We start from the raw sequence: 1,212 nt of genomic DNA on the forward strand, positions 1-1,212 counted from the left end.
CATGGATGATCTGTTGCGGGAGTTTTTGACGGAGACCAGCGAGAGCCTGGACACCGTCGACAACCAACTGGTGAAGTTCGAGCAGGAGCCGAACAACGCCAAGATCCTGGATAACATCTTCCGCCTGGTCCACACCATCAAGGGTACGTGCGGTTTCCTCGGCCTGCCGCGGCTCGAAGCGCTGGCGCATGCCGGCGAGACGCTGATGAGCAAATTCCGCGACGGCATGCCGGTGACCGGACCGGCCGTGACGCTGATCCTGTCCTCGATCGATCGCATCAAGGAGATCCTCGGCGGCCTGGAGGCGACCGAAGCCGAGCCCGAAGGCAACGACCGCGATCTCATCGACAAGCTGGAAGCGATGGTCGAGCAGGGCATGGCGGCTATGGCCGCCGGCGCTGCTGCCGCTCCCGTTGCCGAAGCCCCGCCGCTGGTGCCGGAGGCGCCGGTTGCCGCTGCACCTGCGCCCGCTGCCGCCAAGGAGATGACCACGGGTACGCTGATCGACCAGACCCTGGAGCGTCCGCTGCGTCCGGGCGAAGTCTCGCTCGACGAGCTCGAGCGCGCCTTCCGCGAGACCGCGATCGAAGCGCCCGCGCCGGTTGCTCAGGCCGAGCCCGCGCCTGTCGCTGAGGCGCCGGCGCCCGCTGCCAAGGAAGCTGGGAAGGAAGCCAAGCCAGCGGCCAAGGAGGCAAAACCCGCCAAGGAGAAGGTCGCGCCGAAGAAGTCGATGGCCGACGAGGGGGCTGGCGAAGGCGACCGCATCGCCAACCAGTCGATCCGCGTCAACGTGGATACGCTGGAGCACCTGATGACCATGGTCTCCGAGCTGGTGCTGACCCGCAACCAGCTGCTGGAGATCTCCCGCCGCAACGAGGACACCGAGTTCAAGGTGCCGCTGCAGCGCCTCTCCAACGTCACCGCCGAGCTGCAGGAAGGCGTCATGAAGACGCGCATGCAGCCGATCGGCAATGCCTGGCAGAAGCTGCCCCGCATCGTCCGCGACCTCTCGAGCGAACTCGGCAAGCAGATCGAGCTGGAGATGCACGGCGCCGACACCGAGCTCGACCGCCAGGTGCTCGATTTGATCAAGGACCCGCTCACCCACATGGTGCGCAACTCCGCCGATCATGGCCTCGAGACCCCCGCCGAGCGCGTCGCGTCCGGCAAGGGCGAGCAGGGCACCATTCGCCTCTCCGCCTATCACGAGGG

General features: G+C 66.7%; 1 protein-coding gene. It reads left to right on the plus strand.

The window, feature by feature from the left end; translation table 11 throughout:
* Nucleotide 1: 1 nt before the first annotated feature.
* On the plus strand, nt 2–1,212 hold a 1,211-nt coding region (locus RAD16_RS40295; RefSeq protein ID WP_458163622.1), incomplete at its 3' end, for a chemotaxis protein CheA.

The sequence above is a fragment of the Bradyrhizobium sp. 18BD genome, from assembly GCF_054185225.1.